A 26,387-nucleotide genomic window follows, 5' to 3' on the forward strand; every position below is an offset into this window, starting at 1 on the left:
TTCAGTCTCCTGAATGTTGAACAGGCCGTGTCCGCGGGCGCATGCGCACATACCCAAACGCGCATGCAAACAACCCGACCAGATAGACAAGGCCGACAAGGAAATAGATGTTTGAAAGTCCCGCGACCTGCGCGAACCAGCCACCAAGCGCAATGCCGCAAATCGCTGACATCTGTGCCGTACTTTGTGCCAGTCCCAGAACACGCCCCTGTTGCTGATCCGGGGCAATACGCGATATCAGCGCCGTCAGAACCGGGGTCGTTGCACCCAACAAACCGCCCCAGACGAAATACATTCCGGCAAACACGAAAATCGACCCGGTCGCCCCGGCAATCAGGGTCACGATGACGCATCCACCAATCACCAGGCACATGCGTTTCAATATGTCCCGGGGGCTGCGGGCTTCGAAATAGCGTGCCCAAAACGATGCCGCGGTAACAAAGCCAAGTGCAAGCAACCCGTAACAGGCCCCGACCACCCAGTTTTCAACCTCGAAACGGCCCAGCACGAATAATGAAAAGCCCGATTGGGTCACCATGCGGGCCAGAAGCAACACACCCAATATCAGAAGAACCACGGCAATCCGGGATGGATCAGCAGGGCGGGCTTGCCGGTTTCGGGCATTACCCGCATCAGACATTCGGGTATCTGGCAGCCGGTGCTTTACCGACGGCAGGAAAATCACAACCGGCAACAGACAGGCAAAACACAGAAGACCCGCCGTAAAGTTGATCCAGAAAAAGCTGGCATGATCGAGTATCACGCCCCCGACCACGGCCCCGCCAAGTGACCCGACATTGGTTGATATCTGCAAATAGGCAAAAAGCTTTGTTCTGTTGGCCGGGTTTTCGATACTGACGCCATACGCCTGTGCTGGCGCGATATAACCCGCGCACGCTCCTTGTAAGAACCGCAAGATCAGGATCGACCAGACATCCCCGGCAAAGGCCAAAGCCATCTGGGTTGCCGCAAGTCCCAAAAGCGCGCGCAGCATCATGGATTTGTGCCCGAACCGGTCACCCATCCGTCCCCAGAATGTGCTGGTCAGCATGATGCCAACCATCGGCCCGACATAGACCGCAACACTGGCAAAGCTGAACAGATCATCAGAATGGGCCAACATGCGCAAATGAACGGGCCAGAACGGCCCGCTCATTTCCATCGCCCCCATCGCAACAAGCTGGGTGACAAAAAGCAGATGGATTTGCCAGCGCGGGGCTGTCACATCAGAAGTCCGCAGTCACAGACAACAAGGCTGTGCGCGGTGCACCAAGTGACACAAACCGCCACTGGTTGACACCCGACCAGTATTTTTCATCGGTCACGTTCTGCACGGTGGCACGCACGGTAACCGGTGTTCCATACAGTTCGGTTTTGTAACGCGCCCCGATATCAAGTGTCGTCCAATCAGGGATGGTCTGGGTATTGGCTGTATCGACAAATTGTTTGGAGGTATGGGTCACCGTGCCACTAAGCGTCAGCCCATCAACGAACGGTGTATCCCATTCCCCGACAAGGTTGATCTGCATTTCCGGTGTGCCGACCGGACGTTTGCCCTTGCTGCTTGCCGATACCGCCTTGGTGATTTCGGAATCAAGGAACATCACACCGCCAAGCAGACGAACATCGTTGGTCACCTGCCCGAAGACGTTAAGTTCAAGCCCGCGGTTGCGCTGTTCATTGTCAGCACGGAAGATATTGGTTGCCCCGTCGGTTTCACCGTCCGGCTGGGTAATCTGGAAGGCAGCAACGGAACCGCCAATGGTACCGAAATCAAGTTTCACACCGGCTTCGATCTGTTTGGCGACATAGGGCTCCATTGCCTCCCCGGCATTGGCTGCGGTGTTGGGGGCAATGTCGCCCTGATTAAGGCCTTCGATATAGTTGGCATAAAGCGAAACCGTTTCGACCGGCTTGAACACAACACCGGCCATCGGTGAAATCACGTCATCATTATAACTGCTGCTGACTGCACCACTGCTGTAGTTATCAACAGAAATGCTTTGATGGCGCGCACCAACAGTTACCAGAACCTGGTCATCCAGAAAGCCCAATGTATCGGCCAGCGCATAGCCGGTCAGTTGGGATTCAGACGTTTTCGGCTTGCTCGTCGGGGCACTGACCGCAATCGGGGCCACAGCAAGGGTGGTATAGATGTTGGCCGACGGGTTTGATCCCGCATTGCTGATCCCCTGACGCAGTTCGTCTTCGTAGCGGGTCGCTTCGAAGGTTACCTTGTGCTTGATCTCGGCTGTTTCAAATTCGGTGCGAACACCGCCACTTGCCGACCAGCGATCGGTCTGGAACCGGCGATAGGAAAGGCCACTATCGGTATAATCGCCCGCCGCGTTCTGAACCGTCGGCGTTCCGAACAGACGATCAAGTTCCGTGCGCCCGCCACCAAAACTGCCAAACACGGTAACATCCTTGATCAGGTCATATTCCGCCTGGATCATGCCGGAACGATCAACCGCATCGGACCATTCCCATTCCTGGATCAGGTTGGTTGACCCGTCCGGGGCCTCGGGGATGGCAAAACCGGAACTGAAACGAACTTCACGTGCGGGGGCGTTCAGGTTTTCGCGCTGATCAATAAGATCAAGCGACGCCCGGAAACGGTCGCCCTTATAATCAAGGGCCAGCGCACCCAGCGATGTTTCACGGGTCTGGTGATCAAGGAAGGTATCGCCATTGTGATAGCCGCCATTAAAGCGGACACCGAATTCATTGTTTTCACCAAAGCGGCGGCTGACATCGACATTGCCCCCACCCTGTTCACCACGCCCGTAGTCGGCCGTCACACGGTTAAGATCAATATCACCAGCACGTTTGGGCACAATATTGATGGCACCCCCGACGGCACCGGTCGGCGACATGCCGTTGAGCAACGCATTCGGGCCTTTGACAACCTCGATCCGTTCTGCCAATCCGGACAACACGCGATAGGTCGGTGCAACACCATAGGCACCGTTAAACGACACCTCACCGGTATTGAACAGGTTCACGCCAAATCCACGAATTTGATAGGTATCAAGGTTGGCGGTTTCTGCATTCGGTGCGCGAACCGACGGATCATATTGCAAAACATCGGCGATGGTTTCGGCCTGTTGATCGGCAATACGTTCGGCGGTGTAACTCGTGATGCTGACCGGGGCATCCATGATGTCGGTATTGCCAAGCATCCCCAGACGCCCGCCCGAGGCAACCTGCCCCCCGGCATAGGCAGCCGGAAGGTCGGCGTTCGCATTCATCGCCTCGACATACACCGGGTCCAGGGCGATTGATCCGTTTTCACCGGTTTCTGCACCCGTTGCCACCAGAATCAGTGACTGATTGCCGGCATCGCGATAGGCAAGGCCCGTTCCACGGATCAGAATTTCAATTGCGGCCGGAACCGACATCGTGCCGCGGATTTCGCGGGCACCGTCAAGATCGGGCAGATCAACCGCATAGGCAATGCGCCAACCCGATATGTCCCCGATCCGGACCACGCCGTCGGCGATCGAATTGACCGTCAGATCAAAGTCGTAAAGTGCCTGGGCGATTTCGACCTGCTGCCCGGCCAGATCGTTTGATTGGTCCTGGGCGCTTGCGATCGTGGTGATAAAACAGCCCGACATCGCAATCGATGACGACACCAACAACCCCGAAATAAAGCCGTTCTTTTTTGATATTGCCTGTTTGGAATGCAACTTCCCGCTCCATGATGCGTCTTTTCATTCAGGCAGGTCCCCCTGCTTCTGAAAGGACAAACGTGCGGGAAGAAAAACACCTCACATCAAGATCGTCTTTTTTGCGAATTTTTCGCAATCTCAGATCAAATCCTAATAGATTACGGTTAACCAGGGCGACGTTCTGATCACTTTTGCACCAACAGCAGCCGCGACAGTTTCAAGCGATCCAACCACATCGGTGGTCGGAAAACTGCCGGAAATGGTTCGTTCGGAAACATCGCCAAGTGCGACAAGACGACCCCTCGCAAAATTGTCCAGACGCGCGACAAGATCGCCGACAGTGACATTGCGAACACTTAACCGCCCCTGCATCCAGCCGTGAATTGCTGTCGGGTCGGTCTTTTCAACGTCGCCCAGCGATGCCGCTGTGCTGACCGCCACCCGGTCCCCTGCCCCCAACAGGACACCTTGCGGTTTGCCATTGCTTGAAACCCGGACAGCACCTTCTTCGACAGCGATTTCGGTATTGCGGCTAAGGTAATCGACATTAAAGCGCGTGCCGACCACCTCGATCATTGCTGGACCGGCATGAACCCGGAACCGGTCGCCATTGCGATGGGTTACCTCGAAAAAGGCCTGCCCGCGCAAAAGTTCCACATCCCGTCGACCGTTGGTAAAATCGGTCGCAATGGCGCTGTTGGCGGCCAGATGGACGATTGATCCGTCAGTCAGTGTAACATCCGTGACCGTTTCATTTTCAGTCACGATGTCAGCCCGGATGTTTTCGACCATATCGGGATTGAAGAAAAACACACATGCGCCAATTGCCACCGCACCGGCAACCCCGGCAAAGGCCCGGCCGGGGGAAAACCATTGTCTGACCTTGTCAAACCGGGGCTTTTCGCCAGCCATTGCGGTGGACATACGACGTGCCGGTTCTTCGACCTGGGCCCACAGCACACGCATCTGGTCATATGCCAGCCGGTTGCCCGGGTCGGCATTGATCCAGGCGTCAAATTCGCCTTCCTGTGCGACAGACATGGACCCGCCAGCCCGTTTAACGTGCCAGAGTGCCGCCTCATCCTTCTGTGCGTCGGTCGGTATGTGTTGGCCTTGCATCGGTTTTACTGGTGTCCACTCATGGTCAGCGGGAATGACGCCATCCCGGTTGTCAAGTCATCTCTATAAACAATAACGAACGAGGAAGAAACATCCTCAGGGCCGGGGCCGATCATTTCATTCGGGATCACGATAGGCCGCCAATCGTTCCTGACAGTGGCGCATGGTGCGTGCCAGCTGTTTTTCCACCGCACTGACCGAAATGCCGTATTTCCTGGCAAGCTTGGCGTTCGAAATGCCCTCGATACGATGCAGAAGAAACATCTCGCGTGCTTTCGGGGTCAGTTCCAGCAATGCCTGATCCAGCGCGCCAAGCGCCTGACGGGATTCTGCATGATCCTGTGGCGATGATGATTCGTTCTGCCAAAGCTGCACGGGCAAAATCCCGTTCATGACATTGGCCCGTCCGGCATTGCTGCGATGATAGTCAATCACCGCATTGCGCACCGACGCATAAAGGATTTTGGTGTTTTCTTCCTCGGTGCCGCGGTCACCGGCCTTCATCAGTCTGGCATAGACATCCTGCACCAGTTCGACCGCGGTTTCGCGATCGCTGATCCGGCGCGTGACAATTGAAACCAACTGTCGCCGATGATCTTCAAACAGCTTTGCAAGCCTGTTTTGCCAGAACTTCATGTTCAGAACTTCATGTTCAGATGTTAACGCCATCACATGGCATTGAATGCCCTCGCGGATTTCCCCAAGGATTGCCTGAAGGCATCATTGCGAACCGCACCGGCGCCCCCCCGACAGCCAGCCCACGCAACCTATCAATGATGATAATAATTTGCAATTGCAAATAACCGCACGCCATTTCCTCTTGGAAATCGTAACAACCACCGGGCTTTGCGCCTTTACAGCCGCTTCCGGCCTGATTTTCATTTTTTACCGATTCTGAGCATTCCGGGCGGAGCATGCATTATTGAAAAAATCGAATTCAAGCCAGCCTGACATGCTCAACACGCAAAAACATCACGCAATAACAAACCGTTATCTTTCGAACTATTAAGTTCGTTATCGAAAATTTAAACCGGCAATAATTTTCGCTTGCAATTATTTTTAGCCACTCGTAACGTTTGTGAAATAACGGAACGGCATCTGAGAACAGCCGTCACAAATAAGAGCACCAGGGAGGCAACGGTTGCTCAGTTCAGAAACATTCGACATTGCCATCATTGGCGGTGGCATCAATGGTACGGGCATTGCGCGCGACGCGTCGGGCCGCGGGCTGAGTGTCTTTTTGTGTGAAAAGGACGACCTTGCCAGCGCCACCTCATCGGCCAGCACCAAACTGATCCATGGCGGCCTGCGCTATCTTGAACATTATGAATTCCGGCTGGTCCGCGAAGCATTGATCGAACGCGAAGTGTTGCTGCGCGCTGCCCCGCATATCATCTGGCCGCTGCGTTTTGTGCTGCCCCATGTCAAGGGTCTGCGCCCGGCATGGATGATCCGCCTGGGTCTGTTTTTGTATGACCATCTTGGTGGGCGCGAAAAACTTCCGGGATCTGAGGGGATCCGTCTTGCATCCCATCCGGCCGGCCAGCCCTTGGTCAAGGGCATGGACAAGGCATTCGTCTATTCCGATTGCTGGGTGCAGGATGCCCGTCTGGTGGTTCTTAATGCCATGGACGCACGAGACAAGGGTGCCGATATTCGCACACGTACCGAATGTGTGTCGGCCAAACGCGACGGCGATCTTTGGAATGTCACGATCCGCAACATTGATGATGGCAGCGAACAAGTCATAAAGGCCAGATCACTAGTCAATGCCGCAGGCCCATGGTGTGCGGAACTGCTTGAAAGCCGGGTCGAGGCCAAAAAGAAACAAGGCATCCGCATGGTGCAGGGCAGCCACATCGTGGTGCCCAAACTGTTTGACCATGAATATTGCTATATCTTCCAGAACCCGGACGGGCGCATCGTTTTTGCCATCCCCTATGAACAGGATTTCACCCTGATCGGCACGACGGACCGGGATTATAAGGGGGACCCGTCCAAGGTCGCGATCAGCGACGAGGAAACGCAATATCTGTGCGATCTTGCCAACAGCTATTTCGAAAAGAAAATCACCACCGATGATGTTGTCTGGACCTATTCCGGGGTGCGCCCGCTTTATGGCGATGGCAGCGAAGACGCATCACAGGTCACCCGCGACTATGTTCTTGAAATTGATCGCGGTGATCAGCAACAGGATGGTGCACCGCTTCTAAACATCTATGGCGGCAAGATCACGACCTATCGCAAGCTTGCTGAATCAGCCATGACCAAGCTTTGCCCTTTGCTGGGGCAGAAAGACACCCGCTGGACCGCGACAAGGGCGCTTCCGGGGGGCGACATGCCGGACGCGGATTTCGAGCGGTATCTTACCGCGATGCACAAGAAATTTCCGTGGATTCCCGACGCACAAATCTACCGTTACGTGCAAAACTACGGCACACTCACCAACAGAATTGTTGGTGATGCGTCTGATCTTCAGGGGCTTGGCAGGCATCTGGGGGATGACGTTTATGAATGTGAATTGCGCTATCTGGTGGATTGTGAATGGGCCAAAACAGCCCAGGACGTTTTGTGGCGCCGCTCCAAGCTGGGGCTGCATGTATCGGATGAGACGCGTAATGCCATTGTCCAATGGTTCGCAACGGAACCGAAATCAAGAAACACCGTGAAAACGGGCGAAGGAAACAGTGGAAAATGACCCTTACGCTTGAAAACATATCCAAGACCGTGGGAGGGGAGTCCCACATCGACGATGTGTCGATGACGCTGGAACCGGGATCATTCAACGTCCTTTTAGGGCGGACCCTGGCCGGCAAGACGACACTGATGCGCATTATGGCGGGGCTTGAACCGCCAAGCAGCGGGCGCATTCTGGTCGATAATGTTGATGTGACCGGCATGGCCGTGCAGAAGCGCAATGTCGCCATGGTCTATCAGCAATTCATCAATTACCCGTCGATGAATGTCTATGACAATATCGCGTCTCCCCTGAAGCTTCAGGGTGTCGCCAAGGCCGAAATCGACAAGCGTGTGCGTTCAACCGCCGAGTTGATGCATATCGAACATCTGCTTGATCGTCTGCCACAGGAACTTTCCGGTGGCCAGCAGCAACGCACCGCCATGGCACGCGCCATGGTCAAGGATTGCAAATTGCTGTTGCTTGACGAACCGCTGGTCAATCTTGACTACAAATTGCGCGAAGAACTGCGCGAAGAAATCCCGAACCTTCTGGCCGAACGCGACACCATTGTTGTCTATGCCACGACCGAACCGATGGAAGCCCTGCTTCTGGGTGGAAAATGTGCGGTCATGCATGAAGGCCGCGTCACCCAGTTTGGCCCGACCACACAGGTTTACCACAACCCGGCCTTTGTCGAGACCGGCCTGATCTTTTCCGATCCGCCGATCAACCTTGTCGATGCCGAAGTCCGCGATGGCGCGATCTTTATGAAATCGGGTCATCAGGTACCGCTTGCCGGTCATCTGTCGGGGCTTTCGAACGGCACCTACACCCTTGGCATTCGTGCCAACCACCTGTCGGTTGATCCGACCGGCGATAACACGATCGCCATGCAGGGACAGGTCGAGCTGGCCGAAATCACCGGTTCGGAAACCTTTGTCCACGTGCATTTCAACGATGTTTCCTGGGTCATTCAGGAAGAAGGCGTTCACAACCCGCGTCTGGGCGAAGCCACGTCGTTCTATGTCGATCCGACACGCCTGTTTGCCTTTGATGCAAACGGCAAACTCGTGGCCGCCCCGCCGGTCGAGATTTCCAACGGCAAAGCGGCGTGAGGTGAGTTAGAAAAATGGCACGTATTGATCTTAAAAGCCTTGCGCATTCTTACTTCCCCGATCCGAAATCGGACGAGGATTACGCCCTTCGCCGCATGGAACATGTCTGGGAAGATGGCGGCGCCTATGCCCTTTTGGGCCCGTCGGGCTGTGGCAAGACCACATTGCTCAACATCATTTCCGGCCTTCTGACGCCCTCGCACGGGCAGGTTCTGTTTGATGGCAAGGATGTCACCCATCTGGCCCCGGAAGACCGCAACATCGCACAGGTTTTCCAGTTCCCGGTGATCTATGACACCATGACCGTATACGAAAACCTGGCCTTTCCGTTGCGCAACCGTGGTGTCGATGAAAAACGCGTCGATGCGCGTGTGCGCGAAATCGCCGGGATGCTGGATCTGACCGGCAAGCTCAAACAAAAGGCCCGTGGCCTTGGTGCGGATGAAAAACAGACCATCTCGCTTGGTCGCGGTTTGGTCCGTGATGATGTTTCGGCCATTCTGTTTGACGAACCGCTGACGGTGATTGACCCGCATCTGAAATGGGTTCTGCGCCGCAAGCTTAAGGAAATTCACAACAAACTGCGTCCGACCATGGTCTATGTCACCCATGACCAGGTCGAAGCCCTGACTTTTGCCGACAAGGTCGTCGTCATGTATGGCGGCAAGGTCGTGCAGTTGGGCACCCCGCAGGAACTGTTTGAAAATCCGGCCCATACCTTTGTCGGGTACTTCATCGGAAGTCCGGGCATGAACATCATGGATTGCAAGATCGATGATGGTGCAGCCTGGATTGACGGGCAACGGATCGGACTTTCGGACCGTCACCTTGATGCCGTTTCCAAACAAACCGGCAAGATCGAACTCGGTATCCGTCCGGAATTCCTGACCCTTGAAACCGGCACTGCTGCCAAGGGAACCGATGGTATTGAGGTTAACATCATCAAGGTCGAAGACCTTGGCCAGTACAAGATCGCGACCACCCGGTTTGGCGCATCCGAAATCAAGGTCAAGCTTGGCGAAGACGAACAGGTGATCGGACAGTCCGGCATCCTGCGCTTTGCCCCGGAATGGACCAAGCTTTACGCCGACAGTCAGTTGGTCGCGTAAGGGGGGGATGGGGAAATGAACAAGATTACCAACAACAAGGCCTGGTTCCTCGTCCTGCCAGTGTTCTTCATCGTTGCCATCAGCGCGATCATTCCGCTGATGACGGTCGTGAACTATTCCGTTCAGGACATTTTTGATCCGCAAACCCGGTTCTTTGTCGGTACCGAATGGTTCGAACAGGTTCTGGGCGACAGCCGCCTGCATGATGCGCTGATCCGTCAGATCATCTATACACTCAGCGTTCTGTTCATCGAAATCCCGCTGGGGATTGCGGTTGCACTGACCCTGCCGCGCAAGGGCTGGGGTGTATCGGCATCGATGGTTCTGCTGGCCTTGCCGCTGCTTATTCCTTGGAACGTGGTTGGCACCATCTGGCAGATTTTCGGCCGTGCCGACATTGGTCTTGGCGGTTATGTCATCAATCTTCTGGGCATTGACTATAACTATTCCCAGAACCCGATGGATGCATGGGTCACGGTTCTTGTCATGGATGTGTGGCACTGGACCAGCCTGATTGTTCTGCTGTGCTATGCCGGGTTGCGTTCGATCCCGGATGCCTATTATCAGGCGGCCAAAATTGACGGCGCATCGCGCTGGGCCGTGTTTCGCTTTATCCAGCTTCCGAAAATGCAGTCGGTTCTCGTGATCGGTGTTCTGCTGCGCTTTATGGACAGCTTCATGATCTATACCGAACCGTTCGTCCTGACCGGCGGCGGACCGGGCAATGCCACAACCTTCCTTAGCCAGTTCCTGACCCGTATGGCGGTCGGCCAGTTTGACCTTGGGCCTGCTGCGGCCTTCTCGCTGGTCTACTTCCTGATCATTCTGCTGGTTTGCTGGGTTTTCTATACCGTCGTGATGAACGCCGGAAAGCGGGAGGAACAATAAAATGCACTTCCAGAAACGTCATATCGGACTTCTTCTTTATATCCTGTTCCTGTTGCTGCCGATCTATTGGCTGTTCAACATGTCGATCAAGACCAATACGGAAATCCTGGGGGCCATGACCCTGTTCCCGGATAATCCGACCTTGGCGAACTATGCAACGATCCTGACCGATCCGGCATGGTATTCGGGTTATATCAACTCGATGATCTATGTCGGGATCAACGTGATCATTTCGCTGGTTGTGGCCCTTCCGGCGGCTTATGCATTCTCGCGGTTCAACTTTACCGGCGACAAGCATCTGTTCTTCTGGCTTCTGACCAACCGCATGGCACCACCGGCCGTGTTCCTGTTGCCGTTCTTCCAGCTTTATTCAAGTGTCGGCCTGTTTGACACCCATATTGCTGTGGCCCTTGCGCACTGCCTATTCAACGTGCCACTGGCGGTGTGGATTTTGGAAGGCTTCATGTCGGGCATTCCCAAGGAAATCGATGAAACCGCCTATATCGACGGTTATTCGTTCCCGCGCTTCTTTGCCACGATCTTCATTCCGCTGATCAGGTCGGGCATCGGGGTGACCGCCTTCTTCTGCTTCATGTTCAGCTGGGTTGAACTGCTTTTGGCCCGCACCCTGACCTCGGTCGATGCAAAACCGATCGTGGCCACCATGACCCGTACGGTTTCGGCATCGGGCCTTGATTGGGGTGTGCTGGCAGCAGCAGGTGTTTTGACAATCGTCCCGGGGGCCTTGGTGATCTGGTTTGTGCGCAACTACATCGCCAAAGGTTTCGCGATGGGTCGCGTGTAATCGGCAAACAGGAGGAATATCAACATGTCTTGGATGGCCTGGACCCCGATTACCGCTGTGTTTTTCAGCTGCATCATCTTGATGCTGATCGGAATGGGAATTTGGCAGGCGGTATCACCAACCGTCCCGCGGCGCGGCTTCTTGCCGCTGACCACCACGCGCGGTGACCGCCTTTTCATCAGTCTACTGGGTGCGGCCTATATCCATCTTGGATGGCTGGCCTTTACCGACATCGCCCTTTGGGTCGGTTCGGTGATCGCACTGGCCTGGCTCATCATTGTGATGCGCTGGGGATGATCCCGGGGAACGGCGCTGTGATCTGTCGTGGTGCCGTTCCCTTGATATTCGTCGCGGCGGGTTGTCTGTCTTCCCCTGCCGTTGATGACCGGGTTTGATCCGGATGAGCAAAAAGGAAGACAACCAGGGAGAAAACGACATGATCGTTAAAGCCAAAGGCGCTTCGAGCGTTGTTAAAGGCAGTGCCGTTGCAGTCGCTCTTGGTCTTGCTGTACTGGCCAACCCGGCCATGGCTGACCAGTATACTGACGCGGCCAAGAAATGGATCGACAGCGAGTTTCAGCCGTCGAGCCTGAGCAAGGATGCCCAGATGGCCGAACTGGAATGGTTCATCAAGGCAGCCGAGCCGTTCCGTGGCATGGACATCAACGTGGTGTCCGAAACCATCACCACGCACGAATATGAATCCAAGGTTCTGGCAAAGGCTTTCTCGGAAATCACCGGGATCAACCTGACCCATGACCTGATTGGTGAAGGTGACGTTATCGAGAAACTGCAAACCCAGATGCAGTCGAACCGTAACATCTATGACGCCTATATCAATGACTCGGACCTGATCGGTACCCATTCGCGCTATGACGCGGTTGTGCCGCTTTCCGACTTCATGTCCGGCGAAGGCAAAGACGTTACCTCCCCGACCCTTGATCTTGAAGATTTCATCGGTCTGTCTTTCACCACCGGCCCGGATGGCAAGCTTTATCAGCTTCCTGACCAGCAGTTCGCGAACCTTTACTGGTTCCGCTATGACTGGTTCCAGCGTGAAGACCTGCAAAAGCAGTTCAAAGACAAATACGGCTATGACCTTGGCGTTCCGGTCAACTGGTCGGCTTATGAAGACATCGCCGAATTCTTCACCAACGATGTCGGTGAAATCGACGGTCAGAAAGTCTATGGCCACATGGATTACGGTAAAAAGGACCCGTCGCTGGGTTGGCGCTTTACCGATGCGTGGCTGTCGATGGCAGGTGCTGGCGACAAGGGTCTTCCGAACGGTCTTCCGGTTGACGAATGGGGCATCCGCGTTGAAGGCTGCGCACCGGCTGGTTCAAGCGTGACCCGTGGTGGTGCGGCCAACGGCCCGGCGGCTGTTTACGCCCTGACCAAATATATCGACTGGCTTAAGGCCTATGCCCCGGCAGAGGCCGCTGGCATGACCTTTGGCGAAGCCGGTCCGGTTCCGGCACAGGGCCAGATCGCACAGCAGATCTTCTGGTACACCGCCTTTACCGCCGACATGGCGAAAAAAGGCACCCCGGTTGTGAATGACGATGGCACGCCGAAATGGCGTATGGCACCGTCCCCGCACGGCCCGTACTGGGAAGAAGGCATGAAGCTTGGTTATCAGGACGTGGGTTCCTGGACCCTGATGAAGTCCACCCCGCTTGAGCGCCGCAAAGCTGCATGGCTTTATGCACAGTTCGTAACCTCGAAATCCGTATCGCTGAAAAAGACCCTGACCGGTCTGACCCCGATCCGTCAGTCTGACCTGGACACCCAGGAAATGACCGATATCGCACCGAACTGGGGTGGTCTGGTCGAATTCTATCGTTCCCCGGCCCGTGTCCAGTGGTCGCCGACCGGTACCAACGTTCCGGATTATCCGAAACTGGCTCAGCTCTGGTGGCAGAACGTTGCCGAAGCTGTAACCGGCGAACGCACCCCGCAGGAAGCAATGGATAACCTTGCGACCTCGATGGACCGTGTTCTTCAGCGTCTGGAACGTGCAGGCATCGGTGGCGAATGCGCACCGAAACTGAACGAAGAACGTGATGCACAATACTGGTTCGACCAGCCCGGTGCACCGAAAGCGAAACTCGCAAACGAAAAACCGCAGGGTGAGACCGTCAAATATGACGATCTGATCGCGGAATGGCGTGCGGCTCAGAAAAACTAGGAGCCACACTACTGGGGGTGCCGGGGGTGTTTTTCATCCCCGGCCGTCCCCGATATCGCTTTATTGTTTGATCGATTTTCAGCCATCCATTTCATCACATTCACATTTCCAATGCTTTTTACCTCCCTGCAATGAGCGCACCTTACGGGACTGACTTTCCCCTTTTTGGCGGAAAGCCGGTCCCGCCTTTTTCCGCCCGGATTTGCAAACAAGGCACAGGGTCCCGACCTTCATGACATATCTGACCGATCCATTTTCAAAGATGCCGCAAACCAAACTGTTGCGCCGATCCCTGTGCGCTTTGGTGCTTGTTATTGCCGGACACGTGACCCTGTCGGCACCGGCATTTGCCGGGTCGATGCTTGATGAAGGTGTTTCGGCCTATCGCCACGGCAACTTCGAAAAATCGGCGAAAATTTTTACCCCGCTTGCCCGGAACGGCGATGCCACCGCGCAATATCTTTTGTCCTGTCAGATGATCAACGGGGCGGGTGTCAGCGCCGATGAGGCAACCGGTTGGGACATGATGCAACAGGCCACCGACAATCGGCACCCAGATGCCAGCATCATCATGGCCCGCAAACTCGAAGCATCCGGCGCCCCGACCGACCAGATCCGGGCGCTTTATCAACAAAGTGCCGATCAGGGCGAAACACAGGCCATGCTTTGGCTGGCCCTTGACGCGCTTGATCAGGGTAAACCGGACGATGCCCAGGCCATGCTTGAAAAGGCGTGGGAACTTGGCGATCCGCGTGCGGCAACCCTTCTTGCCAACCGTTTCACCAAAACCGACCGCGGCCGGTATCAATATCTTCGCTCTGCCGCCCAGCGTGGTGAAATGCGGGCCGCGGCCTATCTTGCCGAAGAAGCACGGTCAGTTGACGATACCGCAGAGGCCGTTGGCTGGTGTGCGATTGCCACCGGCCTTCCCGGTCATAACGAACATGTCGACTGGAAATCCATCGGGGATGCGGTTGAAAAGAACTGCGCAAAGTTTGACAAGGACCTTGGCGAACAGGACCGCGCAGCCAACCGCGAACGGGTCGACCAGTTCCTTGCGACCTTCTTTGAAAACTATCAACCATGGACCCCGTGGAAGCCCTGTGCCGTAAGGTAAATTTGTCGGGGCGCGGGCATCTCTTGTCTTGATAAAATGACCGGAATCCACACATACTTCGGGTAGATTTATCCGGGGATGTGGTGTGGAACGGTTTGCACGATTTATTGTAACTTTCAGATGGACTGCGATCTGTCTTTTGTTGGCAATGAGCTGTGCAGTTTCAAGCCCGGATGCCAAGGCATCCGATCACGTTCCGCTTGAAATCATCTGGCAACAGGTGCCGTCCGCCCCGGCAGTAATCACCGAAGGCCCGTCCGTTGGCGAAGGCTATTTGCAGCGCACGACCGACTGGCTGATCAGCCATCTTCCCGAATTTCACCACCAGATACGTGTGATGCCGGTGCCCAAGGTCCTTGATGAAATGGCCAAGGGGCAATTCATCTGTTCGAACTTTCTGTTCGAAAGTGCACTACGCAGCGAATATATGCTGTTCTCCGACCCGGTGATGGAATTGCATCCGATCCACTTGTTCATCGCCCCAGAAAAGCTGCCTGATTTGCGCTTTGCCATGCGTGACGGGGCGGTTGATCTGGGCCTTCTGGCCGGTCAGGACAAACTGTCGATCGGCATATCGGTGGGCTATCGCTTTGACGAGGGACTGGTGCCCGGCATCAATGACTTTTTAAACGCCCATATGACCCAAAGCGCCGGCACGACCGAAATGGTTGTTCGGCTGTTTGATGTCCGCCGCATTGACGGGTTCATCGCCTATGAGGTCAATGTGAATTACTATCGCGAAACTGCTCAGCTTGACCGTGACACTGTGGCAGTGCCGATTGTCGGGGTGCCGCGCCGCCCCCTGCCGGTGTCATGCAGCGGCGACAAACAGCAGGCCCGTAAGATCATTGATGCGGTAAATCTGTTGCTGTCCAACCCGGAAAATCGCCGCGAAATTCACGCTTTCTATACCCGCTGGTCAGAACCCGCACATTAAAATCACAGACCTTTCGACGGCCGGGCTGCCAGCATCTTTTCAAGTTCGGCCAGATCATCAATCGTATTGGCATTGGCAAACATCGAAAGATCGCCTTCCTGACGGGGAAATGTCACCGCAACCGCGGCAAGGGCCTGCAACGGGGCACGCACCCGGCGATCATCATCATCCAGCAATTTTGCAATCACCGGCGCACTTTCGCGGTGCCAGGCCGATGACAGATAATGATCACGATCGCCATGCCGGGCAAAGGCCGCCCGAACCCCGGCATCAAGGGCCGCCGATACCAGCTTGGCTGCCATATCATCAGGCACCACCGGGCAATCAACCGGAAAAGTCACCAGCCAGTCGACCCCGTCAGGCAATGCCGTCAAACCACCCAGAACCCCGCCAAGCGGCCCCTGCCCGGCCTTGGGGATATCGGCCACCACATTTGCTTTATATGCGGCGAATGTTTCGGGCGGCTGGTTTGATGAAATCATCACGGGGTCACAGTGCCGCCCGGCATTTTCAACGGCGATCGCAATCAGTGGGCGCCCGCCAATCTGGCGAAACGGCTTGTCCCCACCCATACGCCGCCCTTCCCCACCGGCCAGAACAAGACCGGCGATCGCGATCATAGGAAAGCGGGTTTGATCAGATTTCGTCACAACGTCAGCAAACCTTTGAATTGGGGCAATTAATTTGATGACCTCATCATAATCCAGAGCTTGGCAGCATGCATCTTTCGTATTGTGACAAAGGCACATTCATGACCAAACAACAATGCTGCATCGCATCATTTTTAAATTGTCGCACTGCAGTCATTGAATTAGACTGGTTACAGATAGTTCGACTTTCCACCTCGATACCGGACGACCGGTATTCCTGATCCGATCAATGGGGACGGCCCCGCAAGACAGGAGGCCCCATGGCCTGGACAGCGTTGGTTATTGCCGGATTTCTGGAAATTTGCTGGGCGATTGGTCTGAAATACACTGAAGGTTTCACCAAGCCCATCCCAAGCGCCCTGACCATTACCGCGATTGCAGCCAGCTTCTGGCTACTTTCAATCGCCATGCGTTCCATTCCAATTGGAACGGCTTATGCGATCTGGACCGGTATAGGTGCCGCTGGTGCCGTAATCTTTGGCATCCTCATGGTCGGTGAACCGGCCAATGTCGGTCGCCTGATTGCGATCTGCATGATCCTTGGCGGGATCGTGATGCTGAAACTGTTCAGCCCGGCCTGATCGCGGTCGCCATCAGCACATTCATTTTCGATACATGCAAAACGGGGCAGCCACTGGCTGCCCCGTTTCTGTTTCAACCTGCCCAATCGCGGCCTAGACGCCAGCCGGGATGCCTTTGCGTTCGACCTTGCGCGGGGATGTGATTTCTTTCCATTTGGAAAGGGCCTTGTTGACCGCCGGATAAGGTTCGCGGGCGATGAATTCGCCGTCGCCGCATTTGGCCAGAACCACGCCTTCTTCGGCGGCAATGCGCCCGCGGCTGATGGTGTAGCGCGGAAGACCGGTGACCTCGATACCTTCGAACACGTTGTAATCGATTGCCGATTGCTGATGTTTGGCGGTAATGGTCTTCGAGGCCTTGGGATCCCAGACCACAAGATCGGCATCCGCCCCGACCAGAACCGCGCCTTTGCGCGGATAGATGTTCAGGATCTTGGCAATATTGCTCGAGGTTGCCGCAACAAACTCGTTCATGGTCAGACGACCGGTATTGACCCCATAGGTCCACAGAAGCGGCATGCGGTCTTCAAGGCCACCGGTACCGTTCGGGATTTTGGTGAAATCGCCAACGCCCATGCGTTTCTGTTCGGTGGTGAAGGCGCAATGGTCGGTCGCCACCACCTGCAAGCTGCCCGATGCCAGACCGTTCCAAAGCCCGTCCTGATGTTCCTTGCTACGGAATGGCGGGGACATGACCCGGCGTGCGGCATGATCCCAATCGGCATTCTTGTATTCGCTGTCATCAAGGATCAGATGCTGGATCAACGGTTCGCCAAACACGCGCTTGCCATTGGCGCGTGCGCGACGGATGGCTTCATGGGCCGGTTCGCACGATACATGCACGATATAAAGCGGCACATTGGCCATATCGGCAATCATGATTGCACGGTTGCACGCCTCGCCCTCGACATCCACAGGCCGGGAATAGGCATGGGCTTCGGGGCCGTTATTGCCTTCGGCCAGCAATTTCTGCTGAAGGGTGGCAACCACATCGCCGTTTTCGGCATGAACAAGCGGCATCGCCCCCAGTTCCGAACAGCGCGAGAAGGATGCAAACATCTCGTCATCATCCACCATAAGCGCACCCTTATAGGCCATGAAATGCTTGAAGGTGTTGATGCCTTTTTCCTGTACGACGGTCTTCATTTCGTCAAAGACCTGCTCGCTCCACCAGGTGATCGCCATGTGGAAGGAATAATCACATACCGCCTTGGAAGATTTGTTGTCCCAGGCCTGCAATGCTTCGAGCAGCGACTGATTGGGGGCCGGAAGACAGAAATCCACCACCATGGTCGTGCCACCGGCAACCGCGGCCTTGGTGCCGCTTTCGAAATCGTCTTCGGAATAGGTCCCCATAAAGGGCATTTCCATATGGGTGTGCGGATCAATCCCGCCGGGCATCACATAGCAGCCATCGGCGTCAATCACCTTGTCCCCGGTCAGGTTGTCTCCGATCGCGGCAATCTTGCCATCTTCGATCAGGATGTCGGATTTGTAAGTCAGATCGGCGGTAACAATGGTTCCGCCACGAATAACCATGGACATGGGTGGCTCCTTGTCTGTCTGTTTGGCGAAAAGTTGCGGGCCATCCCGGCATTTCACCCTTTTCCCGGACGGGTCCGGGCCTTGTTCAAACACAAAATCGGGAGGTCAGCCCGGCGGGTCACACATCGCCGCCGGGCCGATCATGATCGGATTACATCGACGCCTTGTCGGTTACGACATGGGTCCAGGCACCTTCCGGTTCCTTGGTGATGACCGGGTCAGATCCACCCGACAGCAGGCTGTCGACGGTGCGCTGATAGGCTGCTTCGTCAAGGGCGGCACTGTCGCCCAAAAGCTTGGCAATTTCCGTCATCATGCGGACCTGATGTTTTTCGGTCTGCGCACCGGTTGCATCATTGTCCAGAACGATGCCAGCGGCTTCTTCCGGGTTTTCTTTCGCATACATCCAGCCCTTCATGCTGGCTTCAACGAAACGCGCCATCTTGTCGACAAATGCCGGGTCCTTGAGATTGTCTTCAAGAACATAAAGGCCGTCTTCAAGGGTGGCGACGCCCTGGTCTTCGTATTTGAAGACCTTAAGGTCGTCTGCCGAAATACCGGCATCAATCACCTGCCAGTATTCGTTATAGGTCATGGTCGAAATGCAATCGGCCTGCTTCTGAAGCAGCGGATCAACGTTAAAGCCCTGTTTCAGAACCGTAACCCCCTTGTCCCCGCCATCGGTCGGAATGCCAAGTTTCGACATCCAGCTCAGGAACGGATATTCGTTGCCAAAGAACCAGACACCAAGGGTCCGCCCTGGGAAGTCATCGGGGCTTTCGACACCGGTTTCCTTAAGGCAGGTCAGCATCATGCCAGATTTGGCAAAAGGCTGTGCAATATTGACCAGCGGCACACCCTTTTCACGTGATGCAAGTGCGGATGGCATCCAGTCAATGATCACATCGGCACCACCACCGGCAATCACCTGTGGCGGGGCGATGTCCGGGCCGCCCGGATTGATGGTCACGTCAAGATCGGCTTCTTCGTAGAAACCTTTATCAAGGGCCACGTAATACCCGGCAAACTGGGCCTGTGTGACCCATTTAAGCTGCAAGGTTACTTCATCTGCTGCCATCGCCGAAAACGATGTCAGACCGAAACTCAACCCTAATGCAGTCGCAAACAATTTCTTCATTCGTCGATGTCTCCTCAGGTTGTAGTCAAGTCCTCCCGGCGGGTCGTCTTTGATTGTGCCTTTAATGGCGACGTACCCGGAATGATGGATGCCATGACGTCGCTTTTCTCTCAATATAAGCCACGGCCCCATAGAAGGCGGTCCCCGCAAGGGCCGCCAAAGCGATCTCTGCCCAGACCATGTCGATGTTCATCCGCCCGACCTCGGTCGAAATGCGGAAGCCCATCCCCACAATCGGGGTGCCGAAAAATTCGGCGACGATTGCGCCAATCAGCGCAAGCGTGGAATTGATTTTAAGTGCGTTGAACACAAACGGCATGGCCGCGGGCAAGCGTAACCGGAACAGGGTCGACCAATAGCCCGACGCATAGGTCGCCATCAGGTCGCGTTCAAGTTTCCCCGCCGCATTCAGCCCGGTCACCGTATTCACCAGCATCGGGAAGAAGGTCATGATCACAATGACCGCTGCCTTTGATTGCCAGTCAAAGCCGAACCACATCACCATGATCGGGGCGACCCCGATGATCGGAAGGGCCGAAACCATATTGCCCAGCGGCAACAGACCGCGTTTGAGGAACGGCACACGGTCAACGGCAATCGCCATGACAAAGGCCGACCCGCAACCAAGCACATAGCCGCTCAATACCGCCTTCACAAAGGTCTGATAGAAGTCTGCCGCCATGATATCGGTCGAGGTCACAAACCGGACCCCGATCATGCTGGGCGGGGGCAACAGAACCTGTGGCACGCCAAAGCCAGATACCACAACTTCCCAGACAAACAGCAACCAGACCCCGAAGGCCACCGGCACAATCACGTTGGCCGCCTGCTGTTTGGCCATTTCAAGCGAACGGTAATTGGCAATCACATCAATCCCGCGCCAGACAAAAGCCCACAGCGAAATGATGAACAACCAGAACCCGGTTCCGGCATATCCGGCAACCCCGTAATCATACAGGGTCGCGATCGCCTGGCTGCACCCAAATACCGCCACCGCCAGTATGACCGCCCCGCTGATGACGGTGCGCACGCCAAGCCAAGTGAAAGCCGCACCGGCAATCACACACAGCGCCATGGCGATGGCAAGACCGGGAATATCGCCGACAAAGGCAACCTGTTTACCGGTATCGGGATCAATCCCGGCCAGCGGAAAGATCAGCGCCAGAAGGGCCGCAATCGCGCCGACCAGACAGAATTTGTCAAGTTTCATCGGGGTCATGACTTTACCCCCATGCGGGCCAGAACCCGGCGTTCAAACCACCCGACAATCACCACCATCATCGCAGCAACAAAGGCCGCGGTCAGAAGGGCTGACCAGATCTGAATGGTTTGTCCGTAATAGGAGCCGGCAAGCAAACGCGCCCCAAGCCCCGCCTGTGCGCCGGTCGGCAATTCGCCGACAATGGCCCCGACCAGACTGATGGCAATCGCCACTTTCAGGCTGGCAAACAGGTATGGCATCGCCGATGGCAGACGAAGCTGCCAGAAGGTCTGCCATTTCGAGGCATTATAGGTCCGCATCAGATCAAGCTGGATGACTTGTGGTGACCGCAGGCCCTTGACCATGCTGATGGTCACCGGGAAAAAGCACAAATAGGTCGAAATCACCGCCTTGGGCACCACGCCCTTGATCCCGATGGCCCCCAGAACCACGATGATCATCGGGGCAATGGCAAGGATCGGGATGGTTTGCGATGAAATCACCCACGGCATCAGGCTTTTTTCAAGCGTCATGACATGGACAATGCCCACCGCCAGAACGATGCCAAGAATGGTGCCAATGCCAAAACCAAGCAGGGTCGAGGAAAGCGTTACCCAGCTGTGATAGACCAGTGAACGCTTCGACGTGATCTTGGTGGCAAAGATGGTTTTATACATTTCCTGGGCCACCTGATGGGGGGCCGGCAGGATCGGGCGTTCCTGTGCCAGGGTATCTTCGATCAGCTGGCTGGTGGTCCAGGTCTGATCGGCACGGTTATATTTGTCGATCTGGGTCGGCGCATTCATGAAGACCGCACCGACATACCAAAGAACAAACAGCGCAATCAGAACAACACAGACCGGACCGGTCTGTCCCGCCATCATGCGCGACCAGATCGACGGCCCGGCAAGGGACCCGGTCATGGTGGCGGTGTTACTCGTCATTGCTGTGCCCCGCGCGCAAACCTTCGCGAACCCGATGCGCAATTTCGAGGAATTCCGGCGTTTCACGGATATCGAGATTACGTTCACGCGGGAAATCGGTTTCGATCACATCAATGATGCGGCCCGGACGCGGTGACATGACGACAATCTTGGTCGACAGATAGACCGCCTCGGGGATCGAGTGGGTCACAAAGGCCACCGTCTTGTTGGTGCGCGCCCACAGTTTCAGAAGCTGTTCGTTCAAATGGTCACGCACGATTTCGTCAAGCGCGCCAAACGGTTCATCCATCAACAGCAGATCGGCATCAAATGACAGCGCGCGCGCAATCGATGCACGTTGCTGCATCCCGCCGGAAAGCTGCCAGGGGAATTTCTTTTCAAAGCCGTTCAATTCAACAAGTTTAAGCGCGTCATGCGCACGCTTGATGCGCTCTTCCTTGGAAATCTCCATGATTTCCAGCGGCAGGGTCACATTGCGTTCAATCGAACGCCACGGCAAAAGTGCCGGGGCCTGAAACACATAGCCATAAGCCCGGTTTTCGCGCGCCTGTTCGGGCGAAACACCATTGATGGAAATATCGCCGCCGGTCGGCTTTTCCAGATCGGCAATCACGCGCAAAAGCGTGGTCTTGCCACAGCCCGACGGGCCAATAAAGGAAACGAAATCGCCTTCATTGATCGTCAGATCAACATCGGAAAGCGCATAAACCGGACCATCGGCCGTCTGGAATGTCAGCGACAGATTTTTGATATCAACAACGGCGTCCTTTGATGCGGGCATCTCGGCAACATTATTGACGACTTGTTTTAGCGTCATGGGGTTTCCCCTGATCGTATGTCTCTCTCGGAACCAGAAATGTCTCTTCTGGAACAACTTTACGGAAGCCTCCCTCAGGGACGTTGCCCTGAACCTTGCCGACATCTGATCAGACGGATGTGTTGCGTCTGCCCGGTCATTGCCGGGATTGCGGGACATTGCCCGCCGGTCGGTCAAAGCAAAACGGCGAGCAGGCCTTTGCCCGCTCGCCGGTATCATGAAATCAGTTTCCGTCCGTCAGGCGCGTATAGGTCGACGGCCGACGGTCCCGGAAGAATTGCCAGTTATTGCGAATTTCGCGCACCATCGACATGTCCATGTCATGGACCAGCAATTCATCCTTGTCGCGGGATGCCTGGGCCTCGATTTCGCCGCGCGGATTGACGAAATAGCTTTGGCCGTAAAATTCGCCAATATCCCATGGCTGTTCACGCCCGACCCGGTTGATCGCCCCGATAAAGCAGCCATTGGCCACCGCCGATGCGGGCTGTTCGAGTTTCCAGATATATTCCGAAACCCCGGCAACCGTGGCAGACGGGTTGACGATATATTCCGCCCCATTGAGTGCCAGCGCACGCCAGCCTTCCGGGAAGTGGCGGTCATAACAGATATAGACGCCAAGCTTGCAATACTGGGTCTCAAAGACCGGCCAGTCCGAAGCCCCCGGCTTGAAGAAGAATTTCTCCCAGAAACCGGCGACATGGGGGATATGGGTTTTGCGGTATTTCCCAAGATAGGTACCGTCGGCGTCAATCACGGCAGCGGTGTTGTAATACACCCCGGTAATGTCTTCCTCATAGATCGGAACAACGATCACCATTTTATATTTGGCTGCCAGTTCGCACATCAGCTGTGTGGTCGGGCCATCGGGGATTTTTTCCGCCGCGGCGTACCATTTCTTGTCCTGGCTTGGACAGAAATAGGGCTGTGTGAAAACTTCCTGAAAACACAGGACCTGCACACCTTTTTTGCCCGCCTCTTCAATAAGGGGCAGATGTGCCTCGATCATGGCCTTGCGGATTTCTTCAGGCGTCTGATCGGTTGAACCCTTAAGGCTCATTTGAATCAGGCCGCCTCTCAGCATCGACATCCGAGATACCTCCTTGATCTGATATTTTATGTCCTTGCCACTTTTGTGGTCTGACGGACTTATGTCCGAACGCGCCCCCAAAGACCCTGTTTTGTTTTATGCGGGTCTATTCCCAGAAGGGACGCGATCGAAAAAATCGCGAAACAGATGTTTCCTCCGTGGCGTTGCCGGACCATTTGGTTTTTATCAGTCCGGCAAGCCGCCCTTCGCCGGCAAGGGCGAAGGGGTATCAGTCATCGATGTTAGTCGATCTCTTTAAGCACTTCGCGCAGCGTTCCGAACAGCTGATCGATATGTGATTTTTCAATGATCAGCGGCGGAGAAAGCGCAATGATGTCGCCGGTTGTGCGGATCAGGATGCCTTTTTCAAACGCCTTGAGGAAGGCACTGAACGCACGTTTGGTCGGGAAACCGTCGATCCCTTCGAGCTCGATCGCACCGATCAGGCCAAGGTTACGGATATCCTTCACACGCGGCAGATCAATCAGGCTGTGAACTGCATCTTCCCAATACTGGCCAAGTTCCTTGCCCTTTTCATAAAGACCTTCTTCTTCATAGGTCTCAAGGGTCGCAAGGCCGGCCGCACAGGCAACCGGGTTGCCCGAATAGGTATAGCCATGGAACAGCTCGATCATGTTTTCAGGACCGGTCATGAAGGTATCATGGATTGCATCGGTCGCGAACACTGCCCCCATCGGGATCGTCCCGTTGGTAAGGCCCTTGGCCGTCGTGACCAGATCGGGCTGAACGCCGAAATAATCGACCGCAAACGGGGCGCCAAGACGACCGAAACCGGTGATGACTTCATCAAAGATCAGAAGAATGCCGTGCTTGGTGCAAATTTCGCGCAGACGTTCAAGATAGCCCTTTGGCGGGATCAGAACGCCGGTCGAACCGGCAACCGGTTCAACAATCACGGCTGCAATGGTTGACGGATCATGCAATGCGCAAATGCGTTCAAGATCATCGGCCAGGAACGCACCATGTTCGGGCATGCCACGGGTAACACCGTTTTCTTCTGGCAAATAGGTATGGCGGATATGGTCAACACCACCCAGCATCTGGCCAAATGTTTTGCGGTTGCCCGAAATGCCACCGACCGAAATGCCGCCAAAGTTAACGCCGTGATAGCCGCGTTCACGACCGATCAGGCGGGTGCGCTGGCCATCGCCGCGTGCACGGTGATAGGCAAGCGCGATCTTGAGCGCGGTTTCAACCGATTCAGAACCCGAATTGGTATAGAAAACATGGTTCAGGTCGCCGGGCATGAGCTGCGCCAGACGGCTTGCAAGCTCGAACGCCTTGGGATGGCCCATCTGGAATGCCGGGGCATAATCCAGTTCGTCCATCTGTGCTTTGACGGCTTCGACGATTTTCGGACGCTTGTGACCGGCATTGCAGCACCAAAGCCCCGCAGTCCCGTCAAGAATGTCGCGATTATCATCGGTTTTGTAATACATGCCATCGGCAGAAACCAGCATGCGCGGGGTCTGCTTGAACTGGCGATTGGCCGTAAACGGCATCCAGAACGCCGAAAGATCGTTTGGACGGCTGATTTTCGTGGTGGCTGTCATAAAAGGTCTCCCGTACCTTTTTTATTGCTTCCCTGACACCGGTCGGGTGGCGGGCACCCCTATTTCCGGCATCTGACATCTTTCATTCCGGCATCGTCTGGCAGGTCCGATCAAGTGACCAATATGTCGCACATTCAACACCCGGAACGGCCCGTTTCACAGGCACGCAAAAATCGTTAGCATGAGACACGCCCATGCACTAGAGCTTTAACACCACCGGGGAATTGTTTCGAATATTCGACCGTCAAACACCATTTCAGCGACCCTGATTTTTATTTACGGCGTCTATTTTCTGTTTATCTTTCACCGGTGCTGTTCGATATTTCGGACAAAACCGACTCTTGACCGCAATCAAGAACGACGCGCATAAAAAAGTTTCTTTTGCATATTTATGGTAGAGGTTATTTTAACCTGACCAAACGGTCAAGATAAATGACGCAAATCAGAGAGCATGAATGACCTCAGTTAAAAGCGGCTCTAAACAGGACAATCAGTTTGGTGCGAAACCCGCAGCAAACGGGGCACACAAGGCCGCAATCAGGCAGGAAAACGAAGAACAAATTCTCGCCGCTGCCGAACGGGTTTTTGCCGATTACGGCTTCAAGGGGGCGACCACCGCCCGCATCGCCGAAATCGCCAAAGTTCCAAAAGCCAACGTGCATTATTATTTCAGCACCAAGGAAGCCCTTTATCGCCGGATCATGGAAGATGTCTGTGACCACTGGCTTGAAGCGGCAATGACCTTTGACAACAGTGCCGACCCGGCAGTCATCCTGCGCGGCTATATCGAAGCCAAGATGGATCTGTCGCGTGCCCGGCCTTATGGGTCGCGGCTTTGGGCCCATGAAATCATTCGTGGTGCCAAATTCTCGTCGGACTATATTTCAACCACGGTCAAGGACTGGCTGGATACCCGTGTCGGCGTGATCCGCGGCTGGATTGCCGAAGGCAAGATGGATGACATCGAACCCTATTCGCTGATGTATATGATCTTTGCCACCACGCAGCATTATGCGGACTTTGGGCGCCAGATCGAGATATTCAACGACAACCAGCCGCTTAGCGAACAACAATTCGCCGAGGCCAAGGAAAATGTTGTTAGAATTATTCTAAAGGGTGTCGGACTTAACTGATATGCCCCCTTCCTTCGGATAGTTGCATTCCCTAATATAAAATCAAACCTTAAGAAACTGGGTCACTGTTATCGCCTGA

At 55.1% G+C, this 26,387-nt stretch carries 23 protein-coding genes; 11 read left to right on the plus strand and 12 right to left on the minus strand.

What is annotated here, in order from left to right; genetic code table 11:
- Nucleotide 1: 1 nt before the first annotated feature.
- From SIB88_RS15940 to SIB88_RS15955, 4 genes are all read right to left on the minus strand, one after another.
- Nucleotides 2-1,225: an MFS transporter gene (locus SIB88_RS15940; RefSeq protein ID WP_412558522.1), complete on the minus strand. Its 1,224-nt coding sequence runs from the start codon at nt 1,223-1,225 to the stop codon at nt 2-4.
- A 1-nt stretch (nt 1,226) separates the two neighbouring features.
- Entirely contained in the window at nt 1,227-3,638 is a 2,412-nt protein-coding gene (locus tag SIB88_RS15945) for a TonB-dependent receptor (protein WP_412558523.1), read from the minus strand.
- 186 nt (nt 3,639-3,824) lie between these two features.
- On the minus strand, nt 3,825-4,793 hold the full coding sequence (locus SIB88_RS15950; RefSeq protein ID WP_412558524.1) for a FecR family protein: 969 nt from the start codon (nt 4,791-4,793) through the stop codon (nt 3,825-3,827).
- A gap of 117 nt (nt 4,794-4,910) precedes the next feature.
- On the minus strand, nt 4,911-5,462 hold the full coding sequence (locus SIB88_RS15955; protein WP_233433115.1) for an RNA polymerase sigma factor: 552 nt from the start codon (nt 5,460-5,462) through the stop codon (nt 4,911-4,913).
- A 472-nt stretch (nt 5,463-5,934) separates the two neighbouring features.
- Here SIB88_RS15955 and glpD point away from each other — a divergent pair, with 472 nt between their 5' ends.
- From glpD to SIB88_RS16000, 9 genes are all read left to right on the plus strand, one after another.
- Entirely contained in the window at nt 5,935-7,491 is a 1,557-nt protein-coding gene (glpD, locus tag SIB88_RS15960; RefSeq protein WP_412558525.1) for a glycerol-3-phosphate dehydrogenase, read from the plus strand.
- Complete coding sequence (locus tag SIB88_RS15965) at nt 7,488-8,588, plus strand: ABC transporter ATP-binding protein (protein WP_206927818.1); 1,101 nt, start codon at nt 7,488-7,490, stop codon at nt 8,586-8,588. Before glpD ends, SIB88_RS15965 begins: the two co-directional genes overlap by 4 nt.
- A gap of 14 nt (nt 8,589-8,602) precedes the next feature.
- Nucleotides 8,603-9,697 (plus strand): ABC transporter ATP-binding protein, encoded by a 1,095-nt coding sequence (locus SIB88_RS15970; RefSeq protein ID WP_412558526.1) that lies wholly within the window; start codon nt 8,603-8,605, stop codon nt 9,695-9,697.
- Between the two features lie 15 nt (nt 9,698-9,712).
- Nucleotides 9,713-10,585 (plus strand): carbohydrate ABC transporter permease, encoded by an 873-nt coding sequence (locus SIB88_RS15975; RefSeq protein WP_068517981.1) that lies wholly within the window; start codon nt 9,713-9,715, stop codon nt 10,583-10,585.
- Between the two features lies 1 nt (nt 10,586).
- Nucleotides 10,587-11,390 (plus strand): carbohydrate ABC transporter permease, encoded by an 804-nt coding sequence (locus SIB88_RS15980; protein ID WP_068517980.1) that lies wholly within the window; start codon nt 10,587-10,589, stop codon nt 11,388-11,390.
- Nucleotides 11,391-11,414: 24 nt separating this feature from the next.
- Complete coding sequence (locus tag SIB88_RS15985; RefSeq protein ID WP_068517979.1) at nt 11,415-11,687, plus strand: DUF2160 domain-containing protein; 273 nt, start codon at nt 11,415-11,417, stop codon at nt 11,685-11,687.
- A gap of 139 nt (nt 11,688-11,826) precedes the next feature.
- Nucleotides 11,827-13,581 (plus strand): ABC transporter substrate-binding protein, encoded by a 1,755-nt coding sequence (locus SIB88_RS15990; RefSeq protein ID WP_101247579.1) that lies wholly within the window; start codon nt 11,827-11,829, stop codon nt 13,579-13,581.
- Nucleotides 13,582-13,813: 232 nt separating this feature from the next.
- Nucleotides 13,814-14,698 carry a tetratricopeptide repeat protein gene (locus SIB88_RS15995; RefSeq protein WP_412558527.1) on the plus strand — a complete coding sequence of 295 codons (885 nt, stop codon included), beginning with the start codon at nt 13,814-13,816 and terminating at the stop codon, nt 14,696-14,698.
- Nucleotides 14,699-14,783: 85 nt separating this feature from the next.
- Nucleotides 14,784-15,635 (plus strand): hypothetical protein, encoded by an 852-nt coding sequence (locus tag SIB88_RS16000; protein ID WP_287465851.1) that lies wholly within the window; start codon nt 14,784-14,786, stop codon nt 15,633-15,635.
- A 2-nt stretch (nt 15,636-15,637) separates the two neighbouring features.
- Here SIB88_RS16000 and SIB88_RS16005 read toward each other — a convergent pair whose 3' ends face one another.
- A complete protein-coding gene (locus tag SIB88_RS16005) occupies nt 15,638-16,285 on the minus strand; it encodes a molybdenum cofactor guanylyltransferase (protein WP_412565920.1) in 648 nt (215 codons plus the stop codon).
- 260 nt (nt 16,286-16,545) lie between these two features.
- Here SIB88_RS16005 and sugE point away from each other — a divergent pair, with 260 nt between their 5' ends.
- A complete protein-coding gene (gene sugE, locus SIB88_RS16010) occupies nt 16,546-16,866 on the plus strand; it encodes a quaternary ammonium compound efflux SMR transporter SugE (protein ID WP_068517976.1) in 321 nt (106 codons plus the stop codon).
- Between the two features lie 93 nt (nt 16,867-16,959).
- On the opposite strand, the gene hydA is transcribed toward sugE, so the two are convergent.
- The 7 genes from hydA to SIB88_RS16045 form a co-directional block, all read right to left on the minus strand.
- Entirely contained in the window at nt 16,960-18,411 is a 1,452-nt protein-coding gene (hydA, locus tag SIB88_RS16015; RefSeq protein WP_412558529.1) for a dihydropyrimidinase, read from the minus strand.
- Nucleotides 18,412-18,562: 151 nt separating this feature from the next.
- On the minus strand, nt 18,563-19,549 hold the full coding sequence (locus SIB88_RS16020) for an ABC transporter substrate-binding protein (RefSeq protein WP_068517975.1): 987 nt from the start codon (nt 19,547-19,549) through the stop codon (nt 18,563-18,565).
- A gap of 61 nt (nt 19,550-19,610) precedes the next feature.
- Nucleotides 19,611-20,768 carry an ABC transporter permease gene (locus tag SIB88_RS16025; RefSeq protein WP_068517974.1) on the minus strand — a complete coding sequence of 386 codons (1,158 nt, stop codon included), beginning with the start codon at nt 20,766-20,768 and terminating at the stop codon, nt 19,611-19,613.
- Nucleotides 20,765-21,694, minus strand: a complete 930-nt coding sequence (locus SIB88_RS16030) for an ABC transporter permease (protein ID WP_068517973.1) — start codon at nt 21,692-21,694, stop codon at nt 20,765-20,767. The genes SIB88_RS16025 and SIB88_RS16030 overlap by 4 nt, the downstream gene beginning before the upstream one ends.
- Entirely contained in the window at nt 21,684-22,475 is a 792-nt protein-coding gene (locus SIB88_RS16035; RefSeq protein ID WP_068517997.1) for an ABC transporter ATP-binding protein, read from the minus strand. Before SIB88_RS16035 ends, SIB88_RS16030 begins: the two co-directional genes overlap by 11 nt.
- 259 nt (nt 22,476-22,734) lie before the next feature.
- Complete coding sequence (locus SIB88_RS16040) at nt 22,735-23,601, minus strand: nitrilase-related carbon-nitrogen hydrolase (protein ID WP_068517972.1); 867 nt, start codon at nt 23,599-23,601, stop codon at nt 22,735-22,737.
- Between the two features lie 242 nt (nt 23,602-23,843).
- Nucleotides 23,844-25,175 carry an aspartate aminotransferase family protein gene (locus tag SIB88_RS16045; protein ID WP_228194129.1) on the minus strand — a complete coding sequence of 444 codons (1,332 nt, stop codon included), beginning with the start codon at nt 25,173-25,175 and terminating at the stop codon, nt 23,844-23,846.
- A gap of 455 nt (nt 25,176-25,630) precedes the next feature.
- On the opposite strand from SIB88_RS16045, the gene SIB88_RS16050 reads away from it, so the two are divergent.
- A complete protein-coding gene (locus SIB88_RS16050; protein WP_101247382.1) occupies nt 25,631-26,308 on the plus strand; it encodes a TetR/AcrR family transcriptional regulator in 678 nt (225 codons plus the stop codon).
- Nucleotides 26,309-26,387: the final 79 nt, after the last annotated feature.

The organism is Thalassospira sp. MIT121401 (assembly GCF_047125595.1).
In the GTDB taxonomy this organism is placed as follows: Bacteria; Pseudomonadota; Alphaproteobacteria; order Rhodospirillales; family Thalassospiraceae; genus Thalassospira; species Thalassospira povalilytica.